Origin of the sequence: Streptomyces sp. NBC_00461, from assembly GCF_036013935.1 — a bacterium.
GTDB lineage: Bacteria > Actinomycetota > Actinomycetes > Streptomycetales > Streptomycetaceae > Streptomyces.
In genome coordinates, this window is the sequence record NZ_CP107902.1 from 6,690,744 (window position 1) to 6,711,046 (window position 20,303).

The following is a 20,303-nucleotide window of genomic DNA, read 5'->3' on the forward strand; positions in this document are numbered from 1 at the left end:
GAACGAGGAGCACATGTCCGCCGAGAGCACGCCGGGACCCGGCATACCGGGAGGATCCGGGACCAACGGCTCGCGCAACAGCGCCAAGGGCCGTCGCCGCAAGCCCCGCAGCAAGCGCCACAAGGGCCTTCTGATCGCGGCCTGGACCACTGCGGGCATCGTCGTGCTCGGCGGCACCGGGGCCGGATACGTGTACTTCAAGCTCAACGGCAACATCAAGAGCGTCGACATCGACTCGGCGCTCGGCACCTCACGGCCGACGAAGGTGGACAACGGCTCGGAGAACATCCTCGTCCTCGGCTCGGACTCCCGCTCCGGCAAGAACAAGAAGCTCGGCGGCGGCGCCGACGACGGCAGCGCCCGCTCCGACACCGCGATGATCGTGCACGTGTACAAGGGTCACAAGCGGGCCAGCGTGGTCTCCATCCCGCGTGACACCATCATCGACCGCCCCGAGTGCACCGACACCAAGGGCGTCACCCATGACGCCGCGAACGGCGTGATGTTCAACTCCGCGTACTCCACCGGCGGTGCCACCTGCGCGGTGAAGACCGTCGAGTCCCTCACGGACATCCGCATGGACCACTATCTCGAGGTCGACTTCAGCGGCTTCGAGAAGCTCGTCGACGAACTCGGCGGCGTCCAGGTCACCACGACCAAGGACATCAAGGACTCCGAGAGCCATCTGAACCTCAGCGCCGGCAGCCATAAGCTCGACGGCGAGCAGGCCCTGGGCCTGGTCCGCACCCGACACGGCGTCGGCGACGGCTCCGACCTCGGCCGCATCCAGCTCCAGCAGGCCTTCATCAAGGCACTGGCCGACCAGGTCAAGCACATCGGCGTCTTCTCCAACCCGAAGAGGCTCTACGACCTCGCCGACACCGCCACCAAGGCCGTGACGGCCGACTCCAAGCTGGGCTCGGTCAACTCCCTGATGTCGTTCGCGAACGGACTCAAGGGCATCGGCTCCTCGAACATGCACATGGTCACGATGCCGGTCCGGTACGACCCGGCGAACCCGAACCGCGTGATCGTCGAGAAGTCGAAGGCCCAGCAGGTGTGGACGGCCCTCAAGAACGACCGGCCGATCCCGAAGGCGGCCACCGAAGGCAATGCCACGGGCGAGGCCAGGGGCGTCGTCAGCTCCGGCCGGGAATAGATCACCCGAACCCCCGGTTTTGGGGGATGGCCCCAGTCCTGGCAGACTGGTACGTCGGCTCCGGTTCACGCCTCCGCAATCCGCGGCAGCGACCCGGCGCCCTCCCGAAACTAGGAGACACCTTGAAGCGCGACATCCACCCCGAGTACGTCGAGACGCAGGTCAGCTGCACCTGTGGCGCGTCGTTCACCACCCGTAGCACGATCTCCAGCGGCACCGTCCGTGCCGAGGTCTGCTCCGAGTGCCACCCGTTCTACACGGGCAAGCAGAAGATCCTCGACACCGGTGGCCGTGTGGCCCGCTTCGAGGCCCGCTTCGGCAAGGCTGCAGCCGGCTCCAAGAAGTAGCGAGCTCCAATCCGCCGGTCCACGGCCGCGCCCTGAAACAGGCGCGCCGGGACCGGCGTTTTTGGTCGCCCGCCTTCCCCCTCTTTCCGCATTTCAGGAGCCCAAGATGTTCGAGGCCGTCGAGGAACTCGTCGGTGAGCACGCCGACCTGGAGACGAAGCTCGCCGACCCGTCGGTCCACGCCGACCAGGCCAACGCGCGCAAGCTCAACAAGCGTTACGCCGAGCTCACCCCGATCGTCGCCACGTACCGCTCCTGGAAGCAGACCGGCGACGACATCGAGACGGCGAAGGAATTCGTCGCCGACGACCCGGACTTCGCCGCCGAGGCCAAGGAGCTGGAGAAGCAGCGCGAGCAGCTCACCGAGAAGCTGCGCCTGCTGCTGGTCCCGCGTGACCCCAGTGACGACAAGGACGTCATTCTGGAGATCAAGGCCGGCGCCGGCGGTGACGAGTCCGCGCTCTTCGCGGGCGACCTGCTGCGTATGTATCTCCGCTACGCCGAGCGCATCGGCTGGAAGACCGAGATCATCGACTCGACCGAGTCCGAGCTGGGCGGCTACAAGGACGTCCAGGTCGCCGTGAAGACCAAGGGCGGCAACGGTGCCACCGAGCCCGGACAGGGCGTCTGGGCACGCCTGAAGTACGAGGGCGGCGTGCACCGCGTGCAGCGCGTGCCGGCGACCGAGTCCCAGGGCCGTATCCACACCTCCGCGGCCGGTGTCCTCGTGACGCCCGAGGCCGAGGAGGTCGACGTCGAGGTCAACCCGAACGACCTGCGCATCGACGTCTACCGCTCCTCGGGACCCGGCGGCCAGTCGGTCAACACCACCGACTCCGCCGTGCGCATCACGCACATTCCCACCGGAGTCGTCGCCTCCTGCCAGAACGAGAAGAGCCAGCTGCAGAACAAGGAGCAGGCACTGCGTATCCTGCGCTCCAGGCTGCTCGCAGCGGCGCAGGAGGAGGCGGAGCGGGAGGCCGCCGACGCCCGCCGCAGCCAGGTCCGCACCGTCGACCGCTCCGAGAAGATCCGTACGTACAACTTCCCGGAGAATCGCCTCTCGGACCACCGCGTCGGCTTCAAGGCCTACAACCTGGACCAGGTCCTGGACGGCGACCTCGACGCGGTCATCCAGGCCTGCGTCGACGCGGACTCGGCGGCCAAGCTGGCAGCCGCGTAAGGCGCACGTACGCACGACCGAGTACGACACGGAGGACTTGCGTGAACCTGCTGCTCGCAGAGGTGGCACAGGCCACCCAGCGGCTGGCCGACGCCGGCGTGCCCTCGCCGCGCAATGACGCGGAGGAGCTCGCCGCGTTCGTGCACGGCGTGAAGCGGGGCGAGCTGCACTCCGTGAAGGACTCCGACTTCGACGCCCGCTACTGGGAGGTCATCGCCCGGCGCGAGCAGCGCGAACCGCTGCAGCACATCACCGGGCGGGCCTACTTCCGCTACCTGGAACTCCAGGTCGGGCCGGGCGTGTTCGTGCCGCGGCCCGAGACCGAGTCCGTGGTCGGCTGGGCCATAGACGCCGTGCGCGCCATGGACGTCGTGGAGCCCCGCATCGTCGACCTGTGCACCGGCTCCGGCGCCATCGCGCTCGCGCTCGCCCAGGAGGTTCCACGCTCCCGCGTGCACGCCGTGGAGCTGTCCGAGGATGCCCTCCAGTGGACCCGCAAGAACGTGGAGGGGTCCAGGGTCGACCTGCGGCAGGGCAACGCGCTGGACGCCTTCCGCGACCTCGACGGCCATGTCGACCTGGTCATCTCCAACCCGCCCTACATCCCCCTGACCGAGTGGGAGTACGTCGCCCCCGAGGCGCGGGACTACGATCCCCAACTCGCCCTGTTCTCAGGGGAGGACGGCCTCGATCTCATCCGCGGTCTGGAGCGGACCGCACACCGGCTGCTGCGCCCCGGCGGCGTCGTCGTCATCGAGCACGCCGACACCCAGGGCGGCCAGGTGCCGTGGATCTTCACCGAGGAGCGGGGCTGGGCCGACGCGGCCGACCACCCCGACCTGAACAGGCGCCCCCGGTTCGCGACGGCCCGCAAGGCGCTGCCGTGAGCACCCCCCAGACTCTTTCCCGGATGTACGTGTACGAGGAGGCCCGCTAGACATGGCACGGCGATACGACACCAACGACGCGACGGACCGTACGACGGGTCTGCGCGAGGCCGCGTCCGCCGTCCGTCGTGGCGAGCTGGTCGTCCTCCCGACCGACACGGTGTACGGCATCGGCGCCGACGCGTTCTCCTCGGAAGCCGTCGTCGATCTGCTGGAGGCCAAGGGCCGGGGCCGCAACATGCCCACCCCCGTGCTGATCGGCTCCCCGAACACGCTCCACGGCCTGGTCACGGACTTCTCGGAGATGGCCTGGGAACTCGTCGACGCGTTCTGGCCGGGCGCGCTCACGCTCGTCGCCAAGCACCAGCCGTCCCTGCAGTGGGACCTGGGCGACACCCGTGGCACCGTCGCCCTGCGCATGCCGCTGCACCCGGTCGCCATCGAGCTGCTCACCGAGGTCGGCCCCATGGCCGTCTCCTCCGCCAACCTCACCGGCCACCCGGCGCCGGAGGACTGTGACGCCGCGCAGGAGATGCTCGGCGACTCCGTCTCCGTCTACCTCGACGGCGGCCCGACGCCCGCCAACGTCCCCTCCTCCATCGTCGACGTCACCGGCCCGGTACCGGTGCTGCTGCGTGCCGGTGCGCTGTCGGCGGACGAGCTGCGGAAGGTCGTACCCGACCTCGAGGTGGCGAATTGACGGCCCCTGACGCGGGGCGTGGCATAGGCAACGGGGAACGTGCCACGGAGATCACGACGACGTTCGTCGGGCTTCCACGCGACTGTTTCCGCATCCTCCACGTCAGCACCGGCAACGTGTGCCGCTCGCCCATCACCGAGCGGCTGACCCGCCATTACGTGACGCAGCGGCTCGGCGTGCTCGGTGGCGCGCTGATCGTGGAGAGCGCGGGCACCTGGGGCCACGAGGGCGCACCCATGGAGGCGAACGCGGAGGCGGTCCTCGCCGACTTCGGCGCGGACGCCTCCGGCTTCATGGGCCGGGAGCTGCTCGACGAGCACGTCATCATGGCCGACCTCGTCCTGACGGCGACCCGCGACCACCGTGCGCAGGTCATCTCCATGGGCCACTCGGCGGGCCTGCGCACCTTCACGCTGAAGGAGTTCACCCGCCTGGTGCGGGCGATCGACCCGGCGACCCTGCCGCCGCTGGAGGAGGGTGTGGTCGCGCGCGCCCGGGCCCTGGTCCGCGCGGCGGCGGCTCTACGCGGGTGGCTCCTGGCGCCGACGGCGGAAGCGGACGAGGTGTACGACCCCTACGGCGCCCCGCTGACCTTCTTCCGGTCCGTCGGGGACGAGATACACCAGGCGGTGGACCCGGTCGTCACGGCGCTCACCGGTGTACCCGCAAGGGCGTAACAACCGAGCATCTCACCGGTCCCGGGCCTACATTGGTCGTACGTCACCGTCGACGCCCCGGAGCCCATCATGCCGGTCACCCATACCCTTGAGGCCGATGTCCTGCGCCGGCAGGACCCGGAGCTGGCCGAGATCCTGCTCGGTGAGCTCGACCGGCAGTCGACGACGCTGCAGCTCATCGCCGCCGAGAACTTCACCTCGCCCGCCGTGCTGTCCGCGCTCGGCTCACCCCTGGCCAACAAGTACGCCGAGGGCTACCCCGGTGCCCGGCACCACGGCGGCTGCGAGATCGTCGACGTGGCCGAGCGCCTCGCCGTGGACCGCGCGAAGGCCCTGTTCGGCGCCGAGCACGCCAATGTGCAGTCGCACTCCGGGTCCTCCGCCGTACTGGCCACCTACGCGGCGCTCCTGCGGCCCGGCGACACCGTCCTCGCCCTCGGCCTCCCCTACGGCGGTCACCTGACGCACGGCTCGCCCGCCAACTTCTCCGGCCGCTGGTTCGACTTCGTCGGCTACGGCGTCGACGCGGAGACCGGTCTCATCGACTACGAGCAGGTGCGCTCGCTCGCCCGTACCCACCGCCCCAAGGCGATCGTGTGCGGGTCGATCGCCTATCCCCGGCACATCGACTACGCCCTCTTCCGCGAGGTCGCCGACGAGGCCGGGGCGTATCTCATCGCCGACGCCGCCCATCCCATCGGACTCGTCGCGGGGGGCGCGGCGCCCAGCCCGGTGCCGTACGCCGACGTGGTCTGCGCGACCACGCACAAGGTGCTGCGCGGGCCGCGCGGCGGGATGATCCTGTGCGGCGCCGACCTGGCGGAACGGGTCGACCGGGCCGTTTTCCCCTTCACCCAGGGCGGCGCGCAGATGCACACCATCGCCGCCAAGGCCGTCGCGTTCGGCGAGGCGGCGACACCGGCCTTCACCGCGTACGCCCATCAGGTGGTCGCCAACGCGCGGGTGCTCGCGGCCGGGCTGGCCGCTCAGGGGCTGGTCGTGACCACCGGCGGCACGGACACGCACCTGATCACCGCCGACCCGGCCCCCCTCGGCGTCGACGGCCGCACCGCGCGCGGCAGGCTCGCCGCGGCCGGCATGGTGCTCGACTGCTGCGCGCTGCCGCACGGCGACGCCCGCGGCCTGCGGCTGGGCACGGCCGCGGTGACCACGCAGGGCATGGGCAAGGAGGAGATGGACCGGATCGCCGTGCTGTTCGCAGACGTGTTGCGGGGCGGGACCGAGAGCCAGAAGGCGCGTGACGAGGTGCGTGAGCTCACCGGTAGATTTCTGCCGTACACCGGCTGAGCGGGGGTAGACGCACCTGCGTACACCTGGATGCAGCCTGCGTGCACAGGCACGCGTGCAACCATCGTCGCTACCCGGAAGTCCCCACTCATATGCGTCCGTCGCTAGGGTGTGGGGCTGAGATGGCCAGCGAGACCTGTGGGGAAGCCTGTGCGTGAATATCTGCTGACGCTCTGCATCACGGCCGCGGTGACGTACCTGCTGACAGGGCCGGTACGGAAGTTCGCGATCGTGGCCGGAGCCATGCCGCAGATCAGGGCCCGTGACGTGCACCGGGAGCCCACTCCGCGCCTCGGCGGTATCGCCATGTTCTTCGGCCTGTGCGCCGGACTGCTGGTCGCCGACCACCTCACCAACCTCAGCGAGGTCTTCGAGAAGTCGAACGAACCGCGGGCACTGCTCTCCGGAGCGGCGCTGATCTGGCTGATCGGCGTCCTGGACGACAAGTTCGAGATCGACGCCCTGATCAAGCTGGGCGGCCAGATGATCGCCGCCGGCGTCATGGTCATGCAGGGTCTGACGATCCTGTGGCTGCCCATCCCGACCGTCGGCAACGTCGCGCTGACGCAGTGGCAGGGCACCCTGCTGACGGTGGCGCTCGTCGTCATCACCATCAACGCGGTGAACTTCGTGGACGGCCTCGACGGCCTGGCCTCCGGCATGGTGTGCATCGCGGCCTGCGCGTTCTTCCTGTACGCCTACCGGATCTGGTACTCGTACGGCATCGAGGCCGCCGCCCCGGCCACGCTCTTCTCGGCGATCCTGATGGGCATGTGCATCGGCTTCCTGCCGCACAACATGCACCCGGCCCGGATCTTCATGGGCGACTCCGGCTCGATGCTGATCGGCCTGGTGCTGGCGGCGGGCGCGATCTCCATCACCGGACAGGTCGACCCGGACGCGCTGAAGCTGTTCACCGGTTCCGAGAAGGCGGCCGTGCACCAGACGGTGCCCGTCTACATTCCGCTGCTGCTGCCGCTGACGATCATCGCGGTGCCCACCGCCGACCTGGTGCTGGCGATCGTCCGCCGCACCTGGAAGGGGCAGTCGCCGTTCGCCGCCGACCGCGGGCACCTGCACCACCGGCTCCTGGAGATCGGGCACTCGCACAGCCGGGCCGTGCTGATCATGTACTTCTGGTCCGCGCTGATCGCGTTCGGCGCGCTCGGCTACTCGGTCAACTCGGCGTCCATGTGGATCGTCCTGGGCGTCGTGATCCTCAGCTCGATCGGTCTGCTGCTGCTCCTGCTGCCGCGCTTCACGCCGCGTGCCCCGCGCTGGGCCGAGCACTTCGTACCGCCGCGCTACCGCCGCCGCAGGGCCGTCGCCGAGTCCGCGTCGACCCCGGCGCAGCCGGCCACGGTCGAGGAGGAGCAGCGCCCTCCGGTCGCCGCCGGTGTGCCGGGAGTGAACGGTGCGACCGCCCTGGGGACCCGATCGCGCTTCCTGGACCGGCGCAAGGCCGGGACGCCGCGCTGACCTCGGCAAGGTAAGAATCTGACTAGAGCATTGCCAACTCGTGGGGGAGTAAAGCTCCCCAATACCAGACATACACACCTGGTTTTTGCACAGACGCGCGCTGTCACTCTCATGTGTGACAGCGAGCACACCAACTAGGTAAAGACCGCATCAAATAGTTTGTGATACGGTTCACGAGAACCCCCGGACAGAGCCGAAGGACCGTAGTGCGACGGTTCATTGGCCGTGAGTTCCCCTCTCGATCCGGGACTACGCTCGTCCATGACGACACCCCCCCGCCCCCTGTGAAAGCGGAGTTGCCGCCATGCCGTCCAATGACGCCCGGAACCTCTTGCAGACCGCTGTGCCCACAGCAGCTGCCGGCGCGATTGTCGTCGCCGTCAGCGCTGGGGTCGCCGGTGGCAAAGGTGCGCTCGGTGCGGCGGTCGGCACGGTGCTCGCGATCCTCTTCATGGGAATCGGTCTGTACGTCCTGCAGTGGGTGGCAAAAACGCTCCCGCAGTTGTTCCAGGCCATGGGGCTGATGCTCTACGTCGCCCAGCTCCTGCTGCTCCTGATCTTCGTGGCCGTCTTCAAGAACACCCATCTCTTCAACGCGAAGACGTTCGCCGTCTCGCTCGTCGTCTCGACCGTCGTGTGGATGGCTGCGCAGGCTCGTGCGCACATGAAAGCCAAGCTTTTCTACATCGACCCGGACTCCGAGAAGAGTGGCAAATCCGAGAAGACCGGGTCGTCGTCGTGAGGAGTAGGGGCGGGATAAGGGCTTGTGAGATCTCCTGCTATCGTCCGGTGCCAACTGCGGCATCGCGGGCGCGGGCATTCGAGCTGACGCTTGCTCAATCGCGAGGCTTGAAGCCCCCCAGCCGCCCTCACATCCGTAACACCAGTCCGGTGCCGACCAGCGGCTTCGCGCCGCGCCGACACAACGAGGTTGCCCTACCCATGCGTCATGCCGAAGGAGCCCGTGGTGAGTGCTGACCAGACCCAGCTCGCCTTTGACTGGAGCTGTCGGATCATGTCCGACAACGGGTGTGGCTTTCCGGCTCCGGGCCTGCACTCGTTCCTCTTCAAGCCGATTGCCACGGTGGGGGGTTACGAGTTCAACAAGGTGATGTTGCTCGCGCTCATCACCAGTGCGCTTGTCGTCGTGTTCTTCTGGGCCGCCTTCGGCAAGGCCAAGGTGATCCCGGGCAAGCTGCAGATGGTCGGCGAGGCCGGTTACGACTTCGTGCGCCGCGGCATCGTCTACGAGACGCTCGGCAAGCGCGAGGGCGAGAAGTACGTCCCGCTCATGGTCTCGCTGTTCTTCTTCATCTGGATCATGAACATCTGGTCCGTGATCCCGCTGGCACAGTTCCCGGTGGCGTCGGTCTTCGCCTTCCCTGTGGTGCTGGCCGCGGTCGTCTACGTCACGTGGGTCTCGCTGACCTTCAAGAAGCACGGCTTCGTCGGCTTCTTCAAGAACGTGACGGGCTACGACAAGTCGCTCGGCGGCGTGCTGCCCCTCGTCATGGTCATCGAGTTCTTCTCGAACCTGCTGGTCCGCCCGTTCACGCACGCGGTGCGACTCTTCGCCAACATGTTCGCCGGCCACCTGATGCTGGTGATGTTCACCGTCGCCTCCTGGTACCTGATGAACAGCTGGATGATCCCGGCGGCCGGAGTCTCCTTCGTCATGACCGTGGTCATGATCCTCTTTGAGCTTTTCGTGCAGGCCGTCCAGGCGTACGTCTTCGTACTGCTGGCCTGCTCCTACGTTCAGGGCGCTCTCGCCGAGCACCACTGAGCCGAGTACCACCCGCCCGCACCCCCGAGACGTCCGGTGGCCAACCCCCACCGGTCCATGAAAGAGAAGGAAGAATCGGCATGTCCGCTCTCCAGGCACTTGCTGCTGACACCGTCCACGGCTCCATCGGCTCCATCGGTTACGGCCTCGCGGCCATCGGCCCCGGCGTCGGCGTCGGCATCATCTTCGGTAACGGCACCCAGGCCCTGGCCCGTCAGCCTGAGGCCGCCGGCCTGATCCGCGCCAACCAGATCCTCGGCTTCGCCTTCTGTGAGGCGCTCGCCCTCATCGGCATCGTTATGCCGTTCGTGTTCGGTACGTGATCAGCCCTTACCGACACGCATCGACGAAAGGCACTGATGTGATCGCCAACCACTTGGTACAGCTGGCGGCCGAGGAGAAGCAGAACCCCCTCGTCCCGGCCGGTCCCGAGCTGCTCGTCGGCGCCCTTGCCTTCGCCATCGTGTTCTTCTTCTTCTGGAAGAAGCTGCTCCCGAACATCAACAAGGTTCTGGAGGAGCGCCGCGAGGCGATCGAGGGTGGCATCGAGAAGGCCGAGGCGGCTCAGGTCGAGGCCCAGAGCGTCCTTGAGCAGTACAAGGCCCAGCTCGCCGAGGCCCGGCACGAGGCCGCGCGTCTGCGCCAGGAGGCGCAGGAGCAGGGTGCCGCGCTCATCACCGAGATGCGCGCCGAAGGCCAGCGGCAGCGCGAGGAGATCGTCGCCGCCGGTCACGCGCAGATCGAGGCCGACCGCAAGGCCGCCGCGTCCGCGCTGCGGCAGGACGTCGGTCACCTCGCGACCGAGCTGGCCGGCAAGCTCGTCGGCGAGTCCCTTGAGGACCACGCCCGGCAGAGCCGTGTCATCGACCGTTTCCTCGAGGACCTTGAGGAGAAGGCCGAGGCCACCCGATGAACGGAGCGAGCCGCGAGGCCCTGGCAGCCGCACGCGAGCGTCTCGACGCGCTGACGGACGCGACGTCCGTCGACGCGGCGCAGCTCGCCGACGAGCTGGCCGCCGTCACCGCGCTGCTCGACCGCGAGGTGTCGCTGCGTCGGGTCCTGACCGACCCGGCGCAGGCCGGTGAGGCCAAGGCCGAGCTGGCCCAGCGTCTGCTCGGTTCTCAGGTCGGCGGGGCGACCGCCGACCTGGTGTCCGGCATGGTGCGCTCCCGCTGGTCGCAGTCGCGTGACCTGGTGGACTCGCTGGAGGAGCTGGCGAACACCGCCGAGCTCACCGCGGCCCAGCAGGCGGGCTCGCTCGACGACGTCGAGGACGAACTGTTCCGGTTCGGCCGGATCGTCGCCTCGAACACCGGGCTGCGCGCCGCACTGACCGACCGCAAGGCCACCGCCGCCGCCAAGATCGAGCTGCTGCACCGGCTGCTCGGCGGGCGGGCCGCCGCGACGACCGAGCGTCTTGTGACGCGCCTTGTTACCGCGCCGCGGGGACGTAGCCTGGAGTCGGGACTGGAGTCCCTGTCCAAGCTCGCCGCCGAGCGCCGGAAGCGTCTGGTCGCCGTCGTCACCTCGGCGGTGCCGCTGAGTGACTCGCAGAAGCAGCGCCTGGGCGCCGCTCTCGCGAAGCTCTACGGCCACAAGATGCACCTCAACATCGACGTGGACCCCGAGGTCCTCGGCGGGATCCGGGTGCAGGTCGGCGACGAGGTCATCAACGGCTCGATCGCGGACCGCATCGAGGACGCCGGCCGCCGACTGGCGGGCTAGCAGCAACTTCACAAGCAAGAACAGCAGTACAGCAGCACAGCAGTACGTACCTACGGCCCGGTTGGGCCGTGCAGAGGATTCCTGGGGGTCGCCCCCAGACCCCCAAGTTGAAACTTCGGGCCCAACAAGGAGAGCAGGGAACCCAGATGGCGGAGCTCACGATCCGGCCGGAGGAGATCCGGGACGCGCTGGAGAACTTCGTCCAGTCGTACAAGCCGGACGCGGCCTCGCGCGAGGAGGTCGGTACGGTCACCCTTGCCGGCGACGGCATCGCGAAGGTCGAGGGCCTGCCCTCGGCCATGGCCAACGAACTGCTGAAGTTCGAGGACGGCACCCTCGGTCTTGCGCTCAACCTCGAAGAGCGCGAGATCGGTACCGTCATCCTCGGCGAGTTCAGCGGCGTCGAGGAGGGTCAGCCGGTGCAGCGCACCGGTGAGGTGCTCTCCGTGGCAGTCGGCGAGGGCTACCTCGGCCGCGTCGTCGACCCGCTCGGCAACCCGATCGACGGCCTCGGCGAGATCGAGACCAGCGGCCGCCGCGCCCTTGAGCTGCAGGCTCCGGGCGTCATGGCCCGTAAGTCGGTGCACGAGCCGATGGAGACCGGCTACAAGGCCGTCGACGCGATGACCCCGATCGGCCGTGGCCAGCGTCAGCTGATCATCGGTGACCGTCAGACCGGCAAGACCGCCCTGGCCGTCGACACGATCATCAACCAGCGTGACAACTGGCGCTCGGGCGACCCGAAGAAGCAGGTCCGCTGCGTCTACGTCGCCATCGGCCAGAAGGGCTCGACCATCGCCTCCGTGCGTGGTGCCCTCGAAGAGGCCGGCGCGCTGGAGTACACGACCATCGTCGCCGCCCCGGCGTCCGACCCGGCCGGCTTCAAGTACCTGGCGCCGTACACCGGTTCGGCCATCGGTCAGCAGTGGATGTACGAGGGCAAGCACGTCCTCATCATCTTCGACGACCTCTCGAAGCAGGCCGACGCCTACCGCGCCGTGTCCCTGCTGCTGCGCCGCCCGCCGGGCCGTGAGGCCTACCCGGGTGACGTCTTCTACCTGCACTCCCGTCTGCTGGAGCGCTGCGCGAAGCTCTCGGACGAGCTGGGTGCCGGTTCGATGACGGGTCTGCCGATCGTCGAGACGAAGGCCAACGACGTCTCCGCGTTCATCCCGACCAACGTCATCTCCATCACCGACGGCCAGTGCTTCCTGGAGTCGGACCTCTTCAACGCCGGTCAGCGCCCCGCGCTGAACGTCGGTATCTCCGTCTCCCGAGTCGGTGGTTCCGCGCAGCACAAGGCGATGAAGCAGGTCTCCGGCCGACTGCGCCTCGACCTCGCCCAGTACCGTGAGCTGGAGGCGTTCGCCGCCTTCGGTTCCGACCTGGACGCCGCGTCGAAGTCGCAGCTGGAGCGCGGTCAGCGCCTGGTCGAGCTGCTCAAGCAGGCGCAGTACCAGCCGATGCCGACCGAGAACCAGGTCGTCTCCGTGTGGGCCGGTACCACCGGCAAGATGGACGACGTCCCGGTCGCCGACGTCCGCCGCTTCGAGAAGGAGCTCCTGGAGTACCTGCACCGCAAGGAGCAGGGCCTCATGACCTCCATCAAGGAGGGCGGCAAGATGTCGGACGACACCCTCACCGCCATTGCGGACGCGATCGCCGAGTTCAAGAAGCAGTTCGAGACCTCGGACGGCAAGCTTCTCGGCGAGGACGCCCCGGCCGCGGCCAAGTGACGTAAGGAAGGGACCTGACTCATGGGAGCCCAGCTCCGGGTCTACAAGCGTCGCATCCGATCCGTCACCGCGACCAAGAAGATCACCAAGGCGATGGAGATGATCGCCGCCTCGCGCGTCGTCAAGGCGCAGCGCAAGGTGGCGGCCTCCACGCCGTACGCGACCGAGCTCACCCGCGCGGTCACGGCGGTCGGAACCGGTTCGAACACGAAGCACGCGCTGACCACGCAGGCCGAGACGGTCACCCGGTCCGCCGTGCTGCTCCTCACGAGCGACCGCGGACTGGCCGGCGCCTTCAACTCCAACGCCATCAAGGTCGCCGAGCAGCTGACGGCGCGCCTTGAGGCGGAGGGCAAGGAGGTCGACACGTACATCGTCGGCCGCCGCGGTCTGGCCCACTACAACTTCCGCGAGCGCAAGGTCGTGGAGTCGTGGTCGGGCTTCACCGACGAGCCCACGTACGTGGACGCCAAGAAGGTCGCGGGTCCGCTGATCGAGGCCATCGAGACCGAGACGGCCGAGGGTGGTGTGGATGAACTCCACATCGTCTTCACCGAGTTCGTGTCGATGATGACGCAGACGGCGCTCGACGACCGCCTGCTGCCGCTCAGCATCGAAGAGGTCGCCAAGGAGGCCGCCCCCAAGGGCGAGATCCTTCCGCTGTACGACTTCGAGCCGTCGGCCGAGGACGTCCTCGACGCCCTGCTGCCGCGCTACGTCGAGAGCCGTATCTACAACGCGCTGCTTCAGTCGGCCGCCTCCAAGCACGCCGCCACGCGCCGTGCGATGAAGTCGGCCACCGACAACGCGGGAGAGCTCATCACCACGCTCTCCCGACTTGCCAACGCGGCCCGCCAGGCCGAAATCACCCAGGAAATCAGCGAGATCGTCGGTGGCTCCGCAGCCCTGGCCGACGCGACCGCGGGGAGTGACAGGTAATGACGACGACAGTTGAGACGGCCGTTGCCACGGGCCGCGTCGCCCGGGTCATCGGCCCGGTCGTCGACGTGGAGTTCCCCGTCGACGCGATGCCGGACATCTACAACGCCCTGCACGTAGAGGTCGCCGACCCGGCGAACGAGGGCGAGAAGAAGACGCTGACCCTGGAGGTCGCCCAGCACCTGGGTGACGGCCTGGTCCGCACCATCTCCATGCAGCCGACCGACGGTCTGGTCCGCCAGGCCACCGTCACCGACACCGGCACGGGCATCACCGTCCCGGTCGGCGACTTCACCAAGGGCAAGGTGTTCAACACCCTCGGTGAGGTGCTGAACGTGGACGAGCAGTACGAGGGCGAGCGCTGGTCCATCCACCGCAAGGCCCCGCGCTTCGACGAGCTCGAGTCGAAGACCGAGATGTTCGAGACCGGCGTCAAGGTCATCGACCTCCTCACCCCGTACGTCAAGGGTGGAAAGATCGGCCTGTTCGGCGGTGCCGGCGTCGGCAAGACGGTGCTCATCCAGGAGATGATCTACCGCGTCGCCAACAACCACGACGGTGTCTCCGTGTTCGCCGGTGTCGGCGAGCGCACTCGTGAGGGCAACGACCTCATCGAGGAGATGGCGGACTCGGGCGTCATCGACAAGACCGCCCTGGTCTTCGGTCAGATGGACGAGCCCCCGGGCACCCGTCTGCGCGTGGCCCTCGCGGGTCTGACCATGGCGGAGTACTTCCGCGATGTGCAGAAGCAGGACGTGCTGTTCTTCATCGACAACATCTTCCGCTTCACGCAGGCCGGTTCCGAGGTCTCGACCCTGCTCGGCCGTATGCCCTCCGCGGTGGGTTACCAGCCGAACCTGGCCGACGAGATGGGTCTCCTCCAGGAGCGCATCACCTCGACCCGTGGTCACTCGATCACCTCGATGCAGGCGATCTACGTCCCCGCGGACGACCTGACCGACCCGGCCCCGGCCACCACCTTCGCCCACCTCGACGCGACGACGGTTCTGTCCCGTCCGATCTCCGAGAAGGGCATCTACCCGGCCGTGGACCCGCTGGACTCCACGTCCCGGATCCTGGACCCCCGCTACATCGCGGCGGACCACTACAACACCGCGATGCGCGTCAAGACGGTCCTCCAGAAGTACAAGGACCTGCAGGACATCATCGCGATCCTCGGTATCGACGAGCTGGGCGAGGAGGACAAGCTCACCGTCCACCGTGCCCGTCGCGTGGAGCGCTTCCTGTCCCAGAACACCCACGTCGCCAAGCAGTTCACCGGCGTCGACGGGTCGGACGTTCCGCTGGACGAGTCGATCACCGCGTTCAACGCGATCTGCGACGGCGAGTACGACCACTTCCCGGAGCAGGCGTTCTTCCTGTGCGGTGGCATTGAGGACCTCAAGGCCAACGCCAAGGAGCTGGGCGTCTCCTGAACTCGGACCGCTGAGTTCGTCTGAGGGGGCGGGGCTCGTCCCGCCCCCTCTACCACGCCCACTAGACTTGTAACCAACACCCGGCCGAACAGCCGGGTGGTGACCCGAGGAGCCACCTTGGCTGCTGAGCTGCACGTCGCGCTGGTCGCGGCCGACCGAGAGGTCTGGTCCGGCGAGGCCACCCTGGTCGTCGCGCGCACCACGTCCGGCGACATCGGCGTCATGCCCGGTCACCAGCCGCTGCTAGGTGTGCTGGAGTCGGGCCCGGTGACCATCCGTACGAGTGATGGCGGAACCGTCATCGCCGCGGTGCACGGCGGTTTCATTTCGTTCGCAGATGACAAGCTGTCGCTGCTGGCCGAGATCGCCGAGCTGTCCGACGAGATCGACGTCCAGCGCGTGGAGCGCGAGCTCGAGCGCGCGAAGGCGGAGGGCGACGCCGCCGCCGAGCGTCGCGCGGACGTACGACTGCGTGCGGCGACGACGGGCTGAACCCGCGCAGAGCTGTATGACGTCACTCAGCCGCGGCCGGCACCGGAGCAATCCGGAGCCGACCGCGGCTGAGGCAGATATAGGTGTTTTTTCCGTTCCGTTACCTATTTTCGGTACCTAGGAGACGAGGAGGTCGGTGTCGATGGTCCTCGCTCTGACTGTGTGCGGAGTCGTTGTCGCCCTTGTGGTGCTGGCGCTGTTCGTCTTCGGCCTGCGCCGCAGACTGATCCAGCGCTCCGGGGGCACCTTCGACTGTTCGCTGCGCTGGGACGTCCCGGAGAAGTCCGACACCAACGGAAAAGGCTGGAGCTACGGTGTCGCCCGCTACAACGGCGACCGCATCGAGTGGTACCGCGTCTTCTCCTATGCCTACCGCCCGCGCCGTGTCCTGGAACGCGCCGCCATCGAGGTCGCCGGCCGCCGTCTCCCGGAAGGCGAGGAGGAACTGGCCCTTCTCTCCGACGCGGTCATCCTGACCTGTCTGCACCGGGGCACGCGCCTCGAACTCGCCATGAGCGACGACGCGCTGACCGGGTTCCTCGCCTGGTTGGAGGCGGCCCCGCCCGGCCAGCGCGTCAATGTTGCCTGACAGGCTTACTGCAGCCCGCTGTTGATGGCGCTCACCAGCTCGCCGTTGCCCGTGTCGCCGCTGAACTCCCAGAAGAACGCGCCGCCGAGGCCCTGGGACTTGGCCCAGCTCATCTTTCCGGTGATCGTCGACGGGGTGTCGTACGACCACCAGTTGCTGCCGCAGTGCGCGTAGGCCGTGCCGGCGATGGTGCCGGTGGCCGGGCAGGACGTCTTGAGGACCTTGTAGTCCTCGATGCCCTGCTCGTACGTTCCCGCGGCCGGACCCGTGGCGGTGCCGCCCGGGGCGTCCTGGGTCACGCCCGTCCAGCCGCGGCCGTAGAAGCCGATGCCGATGAGCAGCTTGCTCGCGGGGACGCCCTTCGCCTTGTACTTGGCGATCGCGTCGGCCGTGGTGAAGCCGGGCGTCGGGATGCCGGCGTAGGAGGTGAGCGGGGAGTGCGGGGCGGTCGGGCCGTCCGCGTCGAAGGCGCCGAAGAAGTCGTACGTCATCACGTTGTACCAGTCGACGTACTGGGCGGCGCCCGCGTAGTCCGCGGCGTCGATCTTGCCGCCTGAGGTGCCGTCGGCCGTGGTGGCGGCGGTGACCAGATTGTTCGCGCCGAACTTGGCGCGCAGGGCCTGCATCAGGTTCTTGTAGGCCGCGGCCCCGCTGGTGTCGCAGCTCAGGCCGCAGGCGTTCGGGTACTCCCAGTCGATGTCGATGCCGTCGAAGACGTCGGCCCAGCGCGGGTCCTCGACCAGGTCGTAGCAGGACTGCGCGAAGGCCGCCGGGTTCTTGGCCGCCTCGCCGAAGCCGCCGGACCAGGTCCAGCCGCCGAAGGACCACAGCACCTTGATGTTGGGGTACTTGGCCTTGAGCTCGCGCAGCTGGTTGAAGTTGCCGCGCAGCGGCTGGTCCCAGGTGTCCGCGACGCCGCTGACGGACTGGTCGGCGGTGAAGGCCTTGTCGTAGTCGGCGTAGGAGTCGCCGATCGCGCACTTGCCGCCGGTGACGTTGCCGAAGGCGTAGTTGATGTGCGTGATCTTCGCGGCGGAGCCCGAGGTCACCAGGTTCTTGACGTTGTAGCCCCGGCCGTAGATGCCCCACTCGGTGAAGTAGCCGAGCTTGACCTTGCCGCCGGTCGGGGGCGGGTCGGTGGTGCCGCCCGTGGTGTGCACGGCGACCGCGCCGCTCGCCGGGCCGGTCTGGTCGGCGGTGTCACGGGCCTGGACGGTGTAGGAGTAGTCGCTGCCGGCGCTCAGGCCGGTGTCGGTGTACGAGGTCGTCGTCACCGTGGCGACCTTGGCGCCGTCGCGCAGGACGTCGTAGTTCTTGATGCCCTTGTCGTCGGTGGCGGCCGTCCAGCCGAGCTTCACGGACGTGTCGGTGATGCCGGAGGCGGTGGGGGTGCCCGGCGCGGAGGGTGCCGCGTCGCCCGGGACCGTCGTGCCGTCGCAACTGTCGCCGTTCAGCTTGCAGTTGGCGGGGGAGCCGGTGCCCGCGCCGTTGAAGCCGAAGGAGACGGAGGCGCCGGGGGCGATCGAGCCGTTGTAGGACTTGTTCCTGGCGGTCCAGTGGGTGCCGGAGGACGTGACGTCGGCGTCCCAGGCCGAGGTGACGGACGTGCCGGAGGGGAAGTCCCACTCGATCGTCCAGGAACTGACGGCGGTGGTGCCGGTGTTCTTCACCGTCCACTTGCCTTCGAAGCCGGTGCCCCAGTCCTGGGTCTTGGCGTAGGTCGCCGTCGCGGTGGCTGCGGCCTGGGCGGGGCTCGCGAGGCCGACCAGACCGGCCAGCGGGAGCAGCAGGGTCGCGAACCCTGCCACGGCTCTGTGTCTGAAGCGCATGCTGCGCCTCCTCTTTTCAAGAAGCGGTGGGGGCGCGACTGAGCCTTCACGCCCACGGTGCCGCGAGAATAGAAAGGTCTGGACCATCGGTCAAGAGGTCTGGACCACTACTCTTCAGGCGTGCTCAGATCCCCAATTCCTGTGCCAGTACGGCCGCTTGGACCCGGCTGCGCAGCTCCAGCTTCCCGAGGAGACGGCTGACGTGCGTCTTCACCGTCGCCTCCGCCATGTCGAGTCGGGCGGCGATCTCGGCGTTGGACAGGCCCTCGCCGAGACGGGACAGCACCTCGCGTTCGCGACGGGTGAGGCCGTCGAGGACGGCCGGGTCCGCGGTCGGTTCGCGTACGGGCTTGGCGGCGAACTCGGAGATCAGCCGGCGGGTGACGGCCGGAGCGATCAGACCCTCGCCGCGCGCGACGGTCCGTACCGCCTCCAGCAGGTCCTTCGCTTCGGTGTTCTTGAGCAGGAATCCGGCGGCGCCCGCGCGCAGCGCCCCGAAGACGTACTGGTCGAGATCGAAGGTGGTGAGGACGAGGACGTCGGCCAGTTCCTCGGCGACCACCTGCCGGGTCGCCGACACCCCGTCCAGCCGCGGCATCTGAATGTCCATCAGGACCAGGTCGGGGCTCAACTCCCTGGCCAGGGACACCGCCTGCTCGCCGTCCGCCGCCTCGCCCACCACTTCGATGTCGGGCGCGCTGCCCAGGATGAGGACGAGCCCGGCACGGACGGCGGACTGGTCCTCGGCGACCAGGACGCGAATCATTCGGGGTCTCCTTCCATCACGGGAAGCGTGGCGTGCACGGCCCACAGCGAGCTGTCGGGTCCGGCCTCGAACGTGCCGCCCAGCAGCGCGACCCGCTCCCTCATTCCGACCAGTCCGGCGCCCGAACCGGGGGCCCGCGGGCCGTCCCGGTGACCGTACGGGCTGGTCACGCGGACATCGAGGACGCCGTCGCACTGGACGAGGGCCACGGTGACCCGGCCTGAGAAGGCGTGTTTGAGGGCGTTGGTCAGGGACTCCTGGACGATGCGGTAGGCGGCGAGTTCGACGGGGGCGGGGACCTGGCCGTGGTCGGTGTCGAGGCGCACGTCGAGGCCGTTGGCGCGGGCGCCTTCGACGAGCGCGCCGATCCCGTCCAGCGTGGGTACGGCGGCCGGCTCGCCGTCGCCGCCGTCCCGCAGCAGGCCGATGAGCCGCCGCATCTCGGCGAGGCCGGCCACGCTGTTCTCCCGGATCACCGACAGGGCGTCCCGCGAAGTCCCCGGTCTGTCGATCGACAGCGCGGCCGTGGAGTGGATGGCGATCGCGGAGAGATGGTTGGCGACCATGTCGTGCAGTTCCCGGGCCATCCGCGCCCGCTCGGCCAGGACCGCCTGGGTGCGGTCCATCTCGGCGAGCAACGCCGTCTGTTCGGCGCGCAGCCGGGCGGCGTCGGCCGCGTCGCGGTGGTCGCGGACGATCCAGCCGGTGGCCGCGGGGCCGAACGCGACGATGCCGATGATCACGCCGATCAGCAGCGCCTCCGGCACGCGCCACACCGCGAACGGCACGAGCGTCCCGGCCACCGTGAGCAGCCCGGTGATCCAGGGGATGCGGCGGGCCGAGGCGGGCGGGCCGTACAGGACGGCGGCGTACACGAGGTCGGTGAACATCAGGATCGTGGCCAGGTTGCCCTGGGTCACAAGGTCGGCGCAGATCGCGGCCGTCCCGGCCAGCAGGGCCGCGCTCGGGGCGGTCCGGCGCAGCAGCTCGCAGCAGGCCATGACGACGAGCGGCGCCAGGACCGGCCAGGGCCCGTCGAAGAGCGTGATCGGATCGCCGGGGCCGCGGGAGCTGAGGCCGATGCCCATCAGCAGCAGGCCACCGAGCAGCCCGCCGACGGCGACGTACACGTCGAAGCGGTGCGGGCGGGGGAGTCGCAGGGCCATGGCTCCATCCAACACGCACCGCCCGCCCCGCACCTGATCCCCGGGGAGGGTCCGGAACTGCATCTTTCGATGTACCGCGACCTCGTCACCGGCGACGAC

General features: G+C 68.6%; 21 protein-coding genes. 18 read left to right on the forward strand and 3 right to left on the reverse strand.

Annotation, left to right across the window (positions count from 1 at the left end):
* Nucleotides 1-13: 13 nt before the first annotated feature.
* The 18 genes from OG870_RS31420 (at nt 14) to OG870_RS31505 (ending at nt 16,443) form a co-directional block, all read left to right on the forward strand.
* Nucleotides 14-1,159 (forward strand): LCP family protein, encoded by a 1,146-nt coding sequence (locus tag OG870_RS31420; RefSeq protein WP_327691749.1) that lies wholly within the window; start codon nt 14-16, stop codon nt 1,157-1,159.
* A gap of 122 nt (nt 1,160-1,281) precedes the next feature.
* Nucleotides 1,282-1,506 (forward strand): 50S ribosomal protein L31, encoded by a 225-nt coding sequence (gene rpmE, locus OG870_RS31425; RefSeq protein WP_055625166.1) that lies wholly within the window; start codon nt 1,282-1,284, stop codon nt 1,504-1,506.
* 106 nt (nt 1,507-1,612) lie between these two features.
* Nucleotides 1,613-2,689 carry a peptide chain release factor 1 gene (prfA, locus tag OG870_RS31430; protein ID WP_266521596.1) on the forward strand — a complete coding sequence of 359 codons (1,077 nt, stop codon included), beginning with the start codon at nt 1,613-1,615 and terminating at the stop codon, nt 2,687-2,689.
* 41 nt (nt 2,690-2,730) lie between these two features.
* Complete coding sequence (prmC, locus tag OG870_RS31435) at nt 2,731-3,576, forward strand: peptide chain release factor N(5)-glutamine methyltransferase (RefSeq protein WP_266521597.1); 846 nt, start codon at nt 2,731-2,733, stop codon at nt 3,574-3,576.
* Between the two features lie 52 nt (nt 3,577-3,628).
* Nucleotides 3,629-4,276, forward strand: coding sequence for an L-threonylcarbamoyladenylate synthase (locus tag OG870_RS31440; RefSeq protein WP_327691750.1), 648 nt, complete (start codon nt 3,629-3,631; stop codon nt 4,274-4,276).
* Nucleotides 4,273-4,953 carry an arsenate reductase/protein-tyrosine-phosphatase family protein gene (locus OG870_RS31445; protein ID WP_266521599.1) on the forward strand — a complete coding sequence of 227 codons (681 nt, stop codon included), beginning with the start codon at nt 4,273-4,275 and terminating at the stop codon, nt 4,951-4,953. The genes OG870_RS31440 and OG870_RS31445 overlap by 4 nt, the downstream gene beginning before the upstream one ends.
* A 69-nt stretch (nt 4,954-5,022) precedes the next feature.
* Nucleotides 5,023-6,261, forward strand: coding sequence for a serine hydroxymethyltransferase (gene glyA / locus OG870_RS31450; protein ID WP_327691751.1), 1,239 nt, complete (start codon nt 5,023-5,025; stop codon nt 6,259-6,261).
* Between the two features lie 150 nt (nt 6,262-6,411).
* The gene (locus OG870_RS31455) at nt 6,412-7,740 is read left to right on the forward strand and encodes an MraY family glycosyltransferase (RefSeq protein WP_266589958.1); all 1,329 of its coding nucleotides are present in this window, start codon (nt 6,412-6,414) and stop codon (nt 7,738-7,740) included.
* 304 nt (nt 7,741-8,044) lie between these two features.
* Nucleotides 8,045-8,482, forward strand: coding sequence for a hypothetical protein (locus OG870_RS31460; RefSeq protein WP_266589960.1), 438 nt, complete (start codon nt 8,045-8,047; stop codon nt 8,480-8,482).
* A 273-nt stretch (nt 8,483-8,755) separates the two neighbouring features.
* Nucleotides 8,756-9,526 (forward strand): F0F1 ATP synthase subunit A, encoded by a 771-nt coding sequence (gene atpB / locus OG870_RS31465; protein WP_266592487.1) that lies wholly within the window; start codon nt 8,756-8,758, stop codon nt 9,524-9,526.
* A gap of 80 nt (nt 9,527-9,606) precedes the next feature.
* The gene (locus tag OG870_RS31470; RefSeq protein WP_123967491.1) at nt 9,607-9,849 is read left to right on the forward strand and encodes a F0F1 ATP synthase subunit C; all 243 of its coding nucleotides are present in this window, start codon (nt 9,607-9,609) and stop codon (nt 9,847-9,849) included.
* A gap of 38 nt (nt 9,850-9,887) precedes the next feature.
* Nucleotides 9,888-10,439: a F0F1 ATP synthase subunit B gene (locus OG870_RS31475; protein ID WP_266589965.1), complete on the forward strand. Its 552-nt coding sequence runs from the start codon at nt 9,888-9,890 to the stop codon at nt 10,437-10,439.
* Entirely contained in the window at nt 10,436-11,251 is an 816-nt protein-coding gene (locus OG870_RS31480) for a F0F1 ATP synthase subunit delta (protein ID WP_327691752.1), read from the forward strand. The genes OG870_RS31475 and OG870_RS31480 overlap by 4 nt, the downstream gene beginning before the upstream one ends.
* A gap of 146 nt (nt 11,252-11,397) precedes the next feature.
* The gene (gene atpA / locus OG870_RS31485) at nt 11,398-12,987 is read left to right on the forward strand and encodes a F0F1 ATP synthase subunit alpha (protein ID WP_266521610.1); all 1,590 of its coding nucleotides are present in this window, start codon (nt 11,398-11,400) and stop codon (nt 12,985-12,987) included.
* 21 nt (nt 12,988-13,008) lie between these two features.
* The gene (locus OG870_RS31490) at nt 13,009-13,926 is read left to right on the forward strand and encodes a F0F1 ATP synthase subunit gamma (protein WP_327691753.1); all 918 of its coding nucleotides are present in this window, start codon (nt 13,009-13,011) and stop codon (nt 13,924-13,926) included.
* Complete coding sequence (gene atpD, locus OG870_RS31495; RefSeq protein WP_266521614.1) at nt 13,926-15,362, forward strand: F0F1 ATP synthase subunit beta; 1,437 nt, start codon at nt 13,926-13,928, stop codon at nt 15,360-15,362. Before OG870_RS31490 ends, atpD begins: the two co-directional genes overlap by 1 nt.
* 117 nt (nt 15,363-15,479) lie before the next feature.
* Nucleotides 15,480-15,854 (forward strand): F0F1 ATP synthase subunit epsilon, encoded by a 375-nt coding sequence (locus OG870_RS31500; protein WP_266589969.1) that lies wholly within the window; start codon nt 15,480-15,482, stop codon nt 15,852-15,854.
* 142 nt (nt 15,855-15,996) lie between these two features.
* Nucleotides 15,997-16,443: a DUF2550 domain-containing protein gene (locus OG870_RS31505; protein WP_266521618.1), complete on the forward strand. Its 447-nt coding sequence runs from the start codon at nt 15,997-15,999 to the stop codon at nt 16,441-16,443.
* 5 nt (nt 16,444-16,448) lie between these two features.
* On the opposite strand, the gene OG870_RS31510 is transcribed toward OG870_RS31505, so the two are convergent.
* From OG870_RS31510 to OG870_RS31520, 3 genes are all read right to left on the reverse strand, one after another.
* Nucleotides 16,449-18,272, reverse strand: coding sequence for a glycoside hydrolase family 18 chitinase (locus tag OG870_RS31510; protein ID WP_327691754.1), 1,824 nt, complete (start codon nt 18,270-18,272; stop codon nt 16,449-16,451).
* 124 nt (nt 18,273-18,396) lie between these two features.
* Complete coding sequence (locus OG870_RS31515; RefSeq protein WP_266843923.1) at nt 18,397-19,038, reverse strand: response regulator; 642 nt, start codon at nt 19,036-19,038, stop codon at nt 18,397-18,399.
* Nucleotides 19,035-20,204 (reverse strand): sensor histidine kinase, encoded by a 1,170-nt coding sequence (locus OG870_RS31520; protein ID WP_327691755.1) that lies wholly within the window; start codon nt 20,202-20,204, stop codon nt 19,035-19,037. The genes OG870_RS31515 and OG870_RS31520 overlap by 4 nt, the downstream gene beginning before the upstream one ends.
* Nucleotides 20,205-20,303 lie beyond the last annotated feature (99 nt).

Bases quoted from the DNA above. Each gene is read 5' to 3' on its own strand.
- OG870_RS31420 (WP_327691749.1), top strand. From the start codon at position 14: ATGTCCGCCGAGAGCACGCCGGGACCCGGCATACCGGGAGGATCCGGG.
- prfA (WP_266521596.1), top strand. From the start codon at position 1,613: ATGTTCGAGGCCGTCGAGGAACTCGTCGGTGAGCACGCCGACCTGGAG.
- OG870_RS31440 (WP_327691750.1), top strand. From the start codon at position 3,629: ATGGCACGGCGATACGACACCAACGACGCGACGGACCGTACGACGGGT.
- glyA (WP_327691751.1), top strand. From the start codon at position 5,023: ATGCCGGTCACCCATACCCTTGAGGCCGATGTCCTGCGCCGGCAGGAC.
- OG870_RS31460 (WP_266589960.1), top strand. From the start codon at position 8,045: ATGCCGTCCAATGACGCCCGGAACCTCTTGCAGACCGCTGTGCCCACA.
- atpB (WP_266592487.1), top strand. From the start codon at position 8,756: ATGTCCGACAACGGGTGTGGCTTTCCGGCTCCGGGCCTGCACTCGTTC.
- OG870_RS31470 (WP_123967491.1), top strand. From the start codon at position 9,607: ATGTCCGCTCTCCAGGCACTTGCTGCTGACACCGTCCACGGCTCCATC.
- OG870_RS31480 (WP_327691752.1), top strand. From the start codon at position 10,436: ATGAACGGAGCGAGCCGCGAGGCCCTGGCAGCCGCACGCGAGCGTCTC.
- atpA (WP_266521610.1), top strand. From the start codon at position 11,398: ATGGCGGAGCTCACGATCCGGCCGGAGGAGATCCGGGACGCGCTGGAG.
- OG870_RS31490 (WP_327691753.1), top strand. From the start codon at position 13,009: ATGGGAGCCCAGCTCCGGGTCTACAAGCGTCGCATCCGATCCGTCACC.
- atpD (WP_266521614.1), top strand. From the start codon at position 13,926: ATGACGACGACAGTTGAGACGGCCGTTGCCACGGGCCGCGTCGCCCGG.
- OG870_RS31505 (WP_266521618.1), top strand. From the start codon at position 15,997: ATGGTCCTCGCTCTGACTGTGTGCGGAGTCGTTGTCGCCCTTGTGGTG.
- OG870_RS31510 (WP_327691754.1), bottom strand. From the start codon at position 18,272: ATGCGCTTCAGACACAGAGCCGTGGCAGGGTTCGCGACCCTGCTGCTC.
- OG870_RS31515 (WP_266843923.1), bottom strand. From the start codon at position 19,038: ATGATTCGCGTCCTGGTCGCCGAGGACCAGTCCGCCGTCCGTGCCGGG.
- OG870_RS31520 (WP_327691755.1), bottom strand. From the start codon at position 20,204: ATGGCCCTGCGACTCCCCCGCCCGCACCGCTTCGACGTGTACGTCGCC.